Source organism: Pseudoalteromonas sp. SANK 73390, from assembly GCF_054966645.1.
In genome coordinates this window covers 1-9690 of the sequence record NZ_ARPN01000060.1, presented here as the reverse complement: position 1 = coordinate 9690, position 9690 = coordinate 1, and the positions used below count along the sequence as shown (strand labels likewise).

Annotated in this window: 13 protein-coding genes; all 13 read right to left on the bottom strand. The window is 43.2% G+C overall.

Annotation, left to right across the window (positions count from 1 at the left end; genetic code table 11):
* A partial coding sequence (locus SANK73390_RS09355; protein WP_462765690.1) for a hypothetical protein occupies positions 1-1004 on the bottom strand: 1004 nt, incomplete at its 3' end.
* A gap of 339 nt (positions 1005-1343) precedes the next feature.
* Entirely contained in the window at positions 1344-1601 is a 258-nt protein-coding gene (locus SANK73390_RS09350) for a phage tail assembly protein (RefSeq protein WP_261592354.1), read from the bottom strand.
* A gap of 6 nt (positions 1602-1607) precedes the next feature.
* Positions 1608-2117, bottom strand: a complete 510-nt coding sequence (locus SANK73390_RS09345; RefSeq protein WP_462765688.1) for a phage major tail tube protein — start codon at positions 2115-2117, stop codon at positions 1608-1610.
* Positions 2117-3280: a phage tail sheath subtilisin-like domain-containing protein gene (locus SANK73390_RS09340; RefSeq protein WP_462765686.1), complete on the bottom strand. Its 1164-nt coding sequence runs from the start codon at positions 3278-3280 to the stop codon at positions 2117-2119. The genes SANK73390_RS09345 and SANK73390_RS09340 overlap by 1 nt, the downstream gene beginning before the upstream one ends.
* 110 nt (positions 3281-3390) lie before the next feature.
* Positions 3391-3726 (bottom strand): GPW/gp25 family protein, encoded by a 336-nt coding sequence (locus tag SANK73390_RS09335; protein ID WP_261592352.1) that lies wholly within the window; start codon positions 3724-3726, stop codon positions 3391-3393.
* Positions 3727-3741: 15 nt separating this feature from the next.
* The gene (locus tag SANK73390_RS09330; protein WP_462765684.1) at positions 3742-4041 is read right to left on the bottom strand and encodes a PAAR domain-containing protein; all 300 of its coding nucleotides are present in this window, start codon (positions 4039-4041) and stop codon (positions 3742-3744) included.
* A gap of 3 nt (positions 4042-4044) precedes the next feature.
* Positions 4045-4725, bottom strand: coding sequence for a phage baseplate assembly protein V (locus SANK73390_RS09325; RefSeq protein ID WP_462765682.1), 681 nt, complete (start codon positions 4723-4725; stop codon positions 4045-4047).
* Positions 4715-5323 carry a hypothetical protein gene (locus SANK73390_RS09320; protein ID WP_462765680.1) on the bottom strand — a complete coding sequence of 203 codons (609 nt, stop codon included), beginning with the start codon at positions 5321-5323 and terminating at the stop codon, positions 4715-4717. The genes SANK73390_RS09325 and SANK73390_RS09320 overlap by 11 nt, the downstream gene beginning before the upstream one ends.
* An 83-nt stretch (positions 5324-5406) precedes the next feature.
* Positions 5407-5766, bottom strand: a complete 360-nt coding sequence (locus SANK73390_RS09315; RefSeq protein ID WP_462765678.1) for a hypothetical protein — start codon at positions 5764-5766, stop codon at positions 5407-5409.
* Between the two features lie 8 nt (positions 5767-5774).
* Positions 5775-6512 (bottom strand): hypothetical protein, encoded by a 738-nt coding sequence (locus tag SANK73390_RS09310; protein WP_462765676.1) that lies wholly within the window; start codon positions 6510-6512, stop codon positions 5775-5777.
* A gap of 527 nt (positions 6513-7039) precedes the next feature.
* Positions 7040-7585, bottom strand: coding sequence for a phage tail-collar fiber domain-containing protein (locus SANK73390_RS09305; RefSeq protein WP_261626354.1), 546 nt, complete (start codon positions 7583-7585; stop codon positions 7040-7042).
* Positions 7585-8526 carry a phage tail protein I gene (locus SANK73390_RS09300; RefSeq protein ID WP_462765674.1) on the bottom strand — a complete coding sequence of 314 codons (942 nt, stop codon included), beginning with the start codon at positions 8524-8526 and terminating at the stop codon, positions 7585-7587. Before SANK73390_RS09300 ends, SANK73390_RS09305 begins: the two co-directional genes overlap by 1 nt.
* Positions 8527-9414, bottom strand: a complete 888-nt coding sequence (locus SANK73390_RS09295) for a baseplate assembly protein (protein ID WP_462765672.1) — start codon at positions 9412-9414, stop codon at positions 8527-8529.
* Positions 9415-9690 lie beyond the last annotated feature (276 nt).

Below are 9690 nucleotides of genomic sequence, written 5' to 3'. Positions count from 1 at the left end.
AGATTGGCCGCTTTTAGCAATCTGGGAGTCATCTCTAACAATAAATTCATATCATCAGACGCAACATTTTGCATATCTAGCTGCTTAAATGCTGATAGCTTAGCCATAGTCGGCCTAATACCTTGCTTGGTATTAACTGCTTTTTGTTGCGACCGTTTATTTGTCGCTGTATTTGTTCGGCGCGTATTACTCTTTTGGCCCCGAGCAGTGCTAGCTTCATCAAGAACCTTTTGAGTCGGCTTATTCGCCGCCTTTGCAGCCTTTAAAGACCCAGCCTCAAGTGCTGTATTATTCAATGCGCCATTAGGCTTTGGTGATAATGAGTTTGGGCTTTGTAATTTATTATTCGCTTGGGCGTTATCTGATTGAGAAACTGCTCCGACATTGCCCTCAAGTGCAGCTAATAACTCCTGCACTGAGTTGTTTACAGCGCCAACTGACCAATTTAGCTCAGTAAAACTTGCATCCAAAGATTGAATATCAATGGCTTTAAGTAAACTAATCGTACTCTGTTGCACTGAGCGCATACTTTCACGCATGATGCTCTGTGTATCAACTTGGCGAAATACGGAGTCTTCAACACTCGATAAGCTACCTTCAATATTTGCAGAAGCTATGCCCATTTGTGGTGATGATTGACCTGCTTGAGCGTTTGGCGAAACAAAAGAAGGCGCTAAGTCAAGCGAGGTGGCACTCACTTGCTGCAATGCAGAGTTTAAATCCGATAAGTATGCTCTTAACAGCCCTTCATGACTTTGTAGCAGTTCATTTATATTGAACTGTGCCAACATAGCCAATAATGACTTAAGTGGTTTAGTATCGATTGCTAAAGCATCATCAAGTTGTTGCATCATCTGCCCAAGTAACGCGGCACTTACGCTGATGTCTTCATATGGCTGCACTTTTGGCAGTTTGTTTTTTACTTTATTTTCAACAGAACCCTGCACAGTTGAAGCACCTTGCTGTGCGTTGCGATTTTGATCAGAAGACCCCTGATTTGTCATAGCGATACCTAGGAAATACAAAGAAATGAGCGAAGTACCTGTTGAGAATATTGACTAAAGCCAAAGGAGGTTTGGCGATGCGCTAACAGGCGTGGTGTTATTCACCTCAATAGAGGGTTTATTTGTACTGCAAATAACACTGGTAAATATTATTTGCAGTACAAAAAAAGGCAGGTAAAAACCTGCCTTGATGTACTGATGGCAAACTTTAATTTGCCTCAGTAGATTGTTTATAGTCTACGGCTGCCTCGAACCAATCGCAAAGCTCAGGTTCGGTCAGCGCGTTAAGCTCGTTTAAGCCCCACCCAGTATATTTAGCAAGGGCAATAACCATCCCTTTTAAACGCTTGGGCGGGATACGAGAAAAGCCTGAAGTTTTTCGCGCAACTTAACAAAGTCACTCCAATCAAGCTCTTCTATCACTTCAGGAGAGACTTCACACAGATTTGAGAAATAGCGAATTTCGCTTTCTGACTCACTCAAATCTGTTTTGTCCACCATTAAACGATCACGCACTTTAGGTCGTCTCATTGTTAGTTCGGCATACTCATGCGCATCGACCGTGACTGGGAAGTTCAGTTTAATGATATCTGTCATAACTTATTACGCTCCAATTGCAGCACGTAGTAGTGCCATTTGATCTTTACCATTGATAATACGAGTGTCGTTTTGTAGGTCGATGTCATAAATAAGATCCTGACCAATTTCTAACTTGTATTTTTGAACCGCGTACTGAAGCGTTAATTTTGCTTCTTCGCCGTCTTTCCAGTTACCCATATCAACTTCTTTGAAGAAGCCCTCAAGAGTTACTTTTACAGGTACTGGCTCTTCGCCTTGTGCTTGAATCGCACCACGTGCTGTAAGTGGTGTTGTTTTACCACTCCAGTCACCTAGTAGCTTCATCATGTCAGCGTTGTACTCAAGCAGTGTTACTGAGCCTTCAAGTTTTTCAAGCTGACCTACATCAAGCTCAATTGGCGCTTGAAAGCCTGACGTTACTTCACGTGTTTTAACCGTTACTTTTGGTAAAGTGATTTCATCAGCAATACCTAAGTAGCCTTTACCATCAACGAATAACTTGAATTTTTTTAGGATTTTAGGAGACATTGCCATTATACGATTTCCTCTAGGTAGTTGTTGGTAAGAATGCTCTTGAAGGTGATGTGCTCAGCCGGTGTAGGTGGTGTAAAGTCAAAGCTAAAGTACACTTTACCTGCTTGAATGTTTGCTGGTGTGTTTAGGTCTGCATCAGCCCAAATTTGACCACCTAAAATAGCACCTTGTGCTTTTAAGCTATCAAGGTATGACTGCACGCTTTGTGTTACATCTTCGATGTACGTTTTAGTAATGTTACGGTCTACAGCCCACATGTGCGCACGTAGCAATGAGTCATTAATCATATCTGCGGTACGGACTACAGATAGGAATGCCCATTTAGGGTCGTCAGAACAGGTACGGTTACCCCAAAGTTTAAAGCCATTTTGACGGATAATCGTCGCCACTTCATTTTCGTTTAGCAAGTTTGCACGTGCGTTAGCGTCGCCTAACTGAAAGTCAATTGGACGAGCAGTTGCAACAATACCATTCATATTAGTGTTACTTGGGCTCCACCAAAAACCACGGTCGTTATCTGATTTTGCAATCATACCCGCAACGCGTGCACTGGCAGGTTCAACTACTGTTGCACCATCACGAAATACCTTAACTGCAGGGTCAACCACAAATACGCGACGAGATCCAAAGTCACCACGATAGGCTTTTGCTTCATCATCATTTGTATTTGGGCCATCAGCAATAATTACCGCACGCAAACGCTCAGCCACTGCAACCATTTCAGTTACAACAGGGTTGCGGTTTCCTTCTGGACGCTGATGCGCATAACCTGGGGCTACCAAAATACGTGGAGTAACGCCTAATACCGACTCCGCGCCTAAGAAAGCTTGTACACCTTCATATGAACCATCTGTTGCAACACCACCAACCATATTAGTCATGATTGATGCTTCATCAGCACCTTCAACGCGCACAACCACAACCACTGCTCCGGCTTGGTCGAAAATACCATCCATTGCTGCAGGCAGTGTACCTTCAGTACCCAAAAGTGCAGCTTCAGCACGCTTACCTGCAATTAATACAGGTGTATTAAGTGGAAATTTTTCTGCATCTGCCGCTGGTGCAGTACCAATAACACCAATTACTGAGCTTTTTACTGTTTTGATTGGACGAGTGCCTGATTGCGCCTCGATAACCTCTACACCATGTAGAAATTGTGACATATGATTCTCCTTTAAGGGTATGTCAGTTAGAAACAAAAAAACCACGCCAAGCGTGGTTTTAAGATTTAAAAAATAATTGGGTGATTAAGCCCTGTTTTATGTTGTTACGATTAAACTTGTATGCCTTCGATCAACACGGGTTCACCGTTTATTAAATAAAGGCCGTTAATATCTATCGACAATTTACCGCTGCCTGCGGGGTGCACGGCAACTGATTCAAGACGAAAGCGTGGTTCCCACTTCTCTAACCCCTCTGAAATTGCAAGAGTGATATCCCCTACTAAAGAGCTAGAAAATGGGCTGTCGAGTAAATCAAATAAACCACAGCCATAGTCACGACGCATAACGCGACTGCCCAAAGGCGTAGTAACTATATCTCGAATACTTTGTTTTAAATGGTCAACGCCCGATAGCGGTCGACCTGTTTGTGCGTTCATGCCAATCATGCTTGGCCCTCCTTACTAACCGCCAACGGTAAAGCTGCCTTCACCTAATGCCATTTTGCCGCCACAGTTGGTTGGGTCGCCAATTCTGGCAACCGCTTTACCAGCAATGGTAAAACTGCCTGCACCTTGCGAAATAGTTTTAGCAATATGCTTTGTTTTTGGGTCTGCAATCATACTGTGCGTACTGATAGAGTCGCCTTGACGCAATGCAGGTTTGCCGGCCACCGTAAAGCTTGCTTGCGATGCGCTGGCGCTGCCTGGCAAAAAGCCCACATGCACATTGGTAATATGACCATCTAAAGAAATAGCGGGCATGATTTACTCCTGCGCACTGATATGGCTACCGTTGAGCTTAAGTGTTGCCGCTGCTTTAACTGCCACGTTGCCACTGGTTGACTCAATATTTACCTCGGAGCCTTTTAAACTTAACGCTTCTTTGGCGGTGACTGAAATTTGCTTATCGGCATTAACGGTTGCATTACCCGTCACTTGAATGGTGGCATTATTACCTACGGTAATATTTAAATCGTTGTCACACTCTAAAATAATATCTTTAGCAGACTTTAGCTTGATTACTGCCGTATCTTGTTTAACATCAAGTAAATACTGGTGTTTTTTACGGTCGTACTCAACCATTGAGCCATCTTGGTATTTGGTCCGCTGCACATTTACACGCTCTTCCTTAGCAACATCACTAGCAACCGTCTCTAAATTGTGACCGTTTTGATACACGCTCCCAAGCACAACACCTTGAGCTAAGTCACCACAAGGCGCTAACACCATCACTTGCTCACCCACTTCTGGTGCTTGCCAAGTTAGGTCGTTAAATGCTTGATTGGTGAGCCAAGGCAGCCAAGTGGTAAGCCAATCACCAATTTTAACGCGTACTTTTGCCGTTTCGTAATCCACCTCATTCACAGTGCCTAGAGAAATTAACTTGGCCAAACGGTTTTGCATATCCGCCTGTGCTAGATTACTTTGTAGTGGGTTAGCCTGCATTGTCTGCCTCCGCTATAACGACCTCGCCTTGCGCATTAACGGTTGCCACATGATGATGCTCGCCCCCTTGCGGACCCAAAAACACATCGGTGATGGTGGGGCCGGGTGCTTCTTCAGGTGGTTCAACTTGATAGAAAAACTCCCAAATTAGTGTGACCTTGCCAATCATGGCGTCGGCTTGTTTGGTAAATGCAAATTGTGCATTTTGCGCTACAAAATGCTGCCAAGGAACGGGCACGCCGTCTGCCTGCATCAGTGCTTCAGCAGAATCTATCACCCCGTCTAAACGAGCAAGTAACGCGATGCTATCGGCATCTTCGGCTTCAATATCTAGTTGCAACTTAAGCACTCGTCTGTCGAGTGGGTTTGGGCTTAAGTTCTTATTAGAAGTAGGCCCATAAGTCACGCCTGATGCGGCGCCTGTTGTTTGCAACTCACTGGCTTGACGTTCTGAAACCAGCGTGACACACAGCTGCGCAACTTGTGTTAAATCTGGATAAGGTAAAGTGTGTTTTATAAGCCCAACCTGAGCCACACCTTGTAATCCAGACGTAAGGTACTCAAGCACCTTTTCAACTAGGGTACTGCGATGATTCATAGTGATCTCTGATAAAATGCTCAGCCAAAGAATCGGCTGTAGGATTAACGGCGGACGACGTGCCCGAAAGAGGTTAAGATGCTTTACTCAGCTGTTGGTGTTAAAATTTCACATACACCCTGAGCACGTGATTCAATTTCACTCAATACCTGCTCGGTGCCTTTTTGTTGATAAGGAAACACAAGCGTTCCTTGCTCTACTTTATCTACAAACTGACCAATCAAGGCGTTGGTTTCGCCCGCAGCCACTTTTACTTCATCTAAAGAATTAGCATTTGCCAATTTTGAGCTTAATTTTGCAAGCTCTAACAATAATAAGTGGCAAGTATCAGAAACAGTTCCAAGCAAAGATGCCTGATCTGCTACATTGAGTTTAATTTGACCACGCTTAACTTGCTTCTCAAGCTCTTGAATAGCTTCTTGCGATAATGGTTGATAGTCCATAATGCCTCCTAAGCATCTATAGCTGGGTAATTTACGACTCGGTCAATTGAGAAGTAGCTATTACCACCAAACTCAATAATATTTTGCGGTAATGCGCCCTCAGCAGCGTTTGATACTACTGCATTTTTGAATCGCACAAATAGCTGACTATAAGGGTGTAAACCTGCTACTCTAAGTGTATTAATATCGTAGACTCGAGCACCATCCCACCAACCGCCATAGCCACGTACAGTTAAATTATTTTTCTCAATTTCTTGATTAATTTGCTCACTAGTTGCTTCAGAATTAGCTTGAATAAATTCAACGTGTGAACGTGACCAATCATTGACATATTTGTCAGGTTGCTCGTAGTACCCGGGTTCAGATGTATATACATTAACCGTATGCACTTTCGTTAATTTCTGCGCTGCAGGATAAGTATGATAACCAGTATTGGTCACTGGCACTTTAATCCACTGAGTTTGAGTTTCGTCATTAGGGTCTATGCTTGGCTGCAAAGATGATTTTGAGTGCTGAATACGGTCGTAATAGCTGATGATTTGATTTGCATGGCTATTACCTAACTCTAAAATAGCACTATCAATATCATTATTTGCTTGAGAAATAGTTGAGTCAACCTCTGCCATCTTGGCACTCACGGTACTATTAATCTGACCTATCTGATCCTGTACCGTTTGAGTTAAGCCATCGGCTGCTGTGACCACATCGCTCAGGCGTTGCGTCATGGTTTTATCTTGTTCTGACATGGTTATTCCTTATGTTTAATAAGTACTTAACTTACTGAATTTAAAAGCCAAAGAATGTGCTTATTCTGAATATTTAGATATGTAAGATCCTGCACCTTGTCATCCTGACGAAGGTCAGGATCTTCATACCCTGCAACATCATCGTTTAGGTTTGTAAGATCCTGAAACAAGTTCAGGATGACAAATATAAGTTCAGGGTGACAAACATTGGTTCAAGGTGACGAGTATAAGTTCATGAGTATGAGTATGAGCATCAATTCACACTAGCAAACAACGCCTAAACATCCTGCACCTTGTCATCCTGACGAAGGTCAGGATCTTCGTACCCTGCAACATCATCGTTTAGGTTTGTGAGATCCTGAAACAAGTTCAGGATGACAAACATGAGTTCAGGATTACGTAAAATACTTAATCCGTTGTCATATTGGTTAATCATTCAGTGTATGTGTATCTTACTGATTTTTAGCGTTTAAAACAGGTCAATACTGTCCGCTTTAAAAGAAAGTTAACCGTATTGTTTAAAGTAATTATGCTTGCTCTAGTGCCACTAAACGTAGCTCTTGTTGAATTTGACGTTGCATGGTGTTGAGCTGTACTAAAGCCATATCGGCAAGTTCTCTGTCGACGATAATATTAAGATTATCAACCCCCACATTTACTTCAACGCTATCTGATGGAATTTGTGCCAAAGATAGCGTTAACCATTGCAACACTTTCACATCGGGTGTGCGGTAGCCAAGGGTGGTATCTGGTTGCGAGTACACACCCAGTAAAATAAGTTCTCCAGTGTCATCTGGTGACTCAATATACACACCAATCTCACGAATGGCGTACTCAAGTGGCGCATCAAATTTAGCGGCTATTTTAAGATCGCTGGTTTCGCCATCGCTATAGTCGGTATCAACAATTGCAACGCGTTCTTTTTCGCCCTTTAATGCGGTTTGCGTTTTGTTTGGTGTATAAGCGGCATCACCAAATGCCATATGGCTAATTTTGCCTTTAAAACCACGTTGTGTGGCACTGAGTAAGGCATCTAAGCCAGCTTGAGTAAACTGCAAGGTAAGTGCAGACATTAAGTCGCTCCTTGTAAAGTTAAATGATTAAACTGAATGCGCCTTAATAACGCACATATGCCCTGTGCAACTACCGCAGGTTCTGGCGTAATACCAAGCCAAGCAGCTTGATACTCACATTTTGCAATTGCGCTTTTACCTGCAAGCACAGCGCCCACTTGTGTATCTAAACTATTCGGTGCAATACCCTGTAGACTGGCATCAATATCAAGCGCAGCAACGCCTTGCGATGTTGCTAAACTCGCACCAAGCATCGCTTGACCATTATTTGGCATAACCCCTTTGAGCTGAGCTTGTTTATTAATTGCACCCACACCGGACGTACTGCTCAATAGCGCTCCCGATTCGAGTACGCCGGCATTCGGGTGTACGCCGTTAAATGCCCCATCCTTGTTGGCAAGACCAATCCCTGCACCACTAAACAACCCGGTTGTAAACTGCTCTTTAAGTGAAATGCCAAGCTGTACTTCAATATGAATTGATGCCCGTTTTGCTGTATCAATAATTCGTTTTACCTGCTCAAGCATGGCCTTAGTTAACAATCCCTGCTCGTTGCTATCAAGATTTGCATTAACCAATGCATTAACTATCACGGTGCCACGTTTGGCATTGGGTGATTGCCACCATTCTTGAATATCGGTTTCTATGCCCAAACTATCTAAGGCTTTTTTTAACGCAAAAGGCGTGGCTTTATAACGATGCACTGTAAATGCATCGGCAATCACTTGGCGTTTATTTTTTTCACTCCATGCATCATTCCAATCATCAACCGACAGTGACCATGCAAGCCACGGCAATAACTGCGCAGGGCATGCCTGCGGGTGCCAAATATCATGCAATAACTGGGTTTTATCAGGGTAAGTTAATAGCTGCGTGAGCGCCTGTAACAATCGACCGGCATTACTTGGCAATAATTTAGGCAGGTTCGCGTAGTTATCCATTTACGCCTCCACCACTGAGCTTTGCACAGTCATGCTATCGCATATCGCCACTTGATTTGCCCCAATACTGATGTCGCCGATAGGGCTGATTATTTGCCCACTTTCAACACCCGGTTGGTTCAGCGCCGCAAATAACCCCATGTGATTAATGTCACGACCTAATAAGGTTTGCTGAGCCAAGTATTGCGCCAATGCTGCCTTTACCGTATGTTCAACCACGGATGCAGCAGGGCCCGGTGCAATATTTATCGACACGGCTAAGTCAAAATGCTTAATGTCAGGGCCAGCAATCGTTACCCTGTCGCCAAGTGGCCTTACTTTTGAGGCCTCCTTAGCGATGTTACCAGTAGGTAATAAACCGAAATGCTGCTTTAGTATTTTAAGTAAATCATCTGACGGTTCACCGTTTTGTTCATGACTTAAAATGGTTAAATGAATGTCGCAAGGCTCAGGGCTTGTAACATATACATCTTTTACTCGTGGGTCTGCCGAGAGCGCATGAAATTGATAGGCTTGTTTACTGCCTGCCGTGTTTAAACCTTCAAACACCATTTGAGTGCGACGGCGAAAACGTTCATCACTTTCTTTATCTTGCCTATCAACATTATAACGAGCAGCAATGGCGTCTAAATCATTCCCTGTGGCGCTTGCTAGCATGTTACCTTTAATGGCGTCGTTTAACTTACCGTCAAACAATAATTGCTGGTATGCCAGCATTTCTAACATCACCTGCATTGGCTCTGACTCAAAACTCAAAGCCTCTTTATACTGTGGGTAATGTTCAAGTAATTTGTTTTTAAGCTGTGATAGTATTTGCTCAAAATCCAGCTCAGTAATGGTGTCGGGTAATGGCACCTTAGACATATCTAACAAGTTAAAAACGCGCATAATGCACCTCTGAGGCAATAAAAAAGCCCACATAATAATGTGGGCCAATTGGTTGGATAATGGAAACTTACTTATTTAAATGCTGTTTTTTAAGCATTTAGTTAATTATTCAGTATATGTGTATCTTAGCGATTTTTAGGATTTAAAACAGGTCAACTCTGACCGCTTTATAACTTTATAAGGTCCTGAAACAAGTTCAGGATGACGATTATGTAAGTTCAGGGTGCCCCTTCTTGTCATTCTGACGAAGGTCAGAACCTTCTAATATTTAACATT

Coding starts and splice junctions, on each gene's coding strand:
- SANK73390_RS09350 (WP_261592354.1), bottom strand. CDS start 1,601: ATGACAGATATCATTAAACTGAACTTCCCAGTCACGGTCGATGCGCAT.
- SANK73390_RS09345 (WP_462765688.1), bottom strand. CDS start 2,117: ATGGCAATGTCTCCTAAAATCCTAAAAAAATTCAAGTTATTCGTTGAT.
- SANK73390_RS09340 (WP_462765686.1), bottom strand. CDS start 3,280: ATGTCACAATTTCTACATGGTGTAGAGGTTATCGAGGCGCAATCAGGC.
- SANK73390_RS09335 (WP_261592352.1), bottom strand. CDS start 3,726: ATGATTGGCATGAACGCACAAACAGGTCGACCGCTATCGGGCGTTGAC.
- SANK73390_RS09330 (WP_462765684.1), bottom strand. CDS start 4,041: ATGCCCGCTATTTCTTTAGATGGTCATATTACCAATGTGCATGTGGGC.
- SANK73390_RS09325 (WP_462765682.1), bottom strand. CDS start 4,725: ATGCAGGCTAACCCACTACAAAGTAATCTAGCACAGGCGGATATGCAA.
- SANK73390_RS09320 (WP_462765680.1), bottom strand. CDS start 5,323: ATGAATCATCGCAGTACCCTAGTTGAAAAGGTGCTTGAGTACCTTACG.
- SANK73390_RS09315 (WP_462765678.1), bottom strand. CDS start 5,766: ATGGACTATCAACCATTATCGCAAGAAGCTATTCAAGAGCTTGAGAAG.
- SANK73390_RS09310 (WP_462765676.1), bottom strand. CDS start 6,512: ATGTCAGAACAAGATAAAACCATGACGCAACGCCTGAGCGATGTGGTC.
- SANK73390_RS09305 (WP_261626354.1), bottom strand. CDS start 7,585: ATGTCTGCACTTACCTTGCAGTTTACTCAAGCTGGCTTAGATGCCTTA.
- SANK73390_RS09300 (WP_462765674.1), bottom strand. CDS start 8,526: ATGGATAACTACGCGAACCTGCCTAAATTATTGCCAAGTAATGCCGGT.
- SANK73390_RS09295 (WP_462765672.1), bottom strand. CDS start 9,414: ATGCGCGTTTTTAACTTGTTAGATATGTCTAAGGTGCCATTACCCGAC.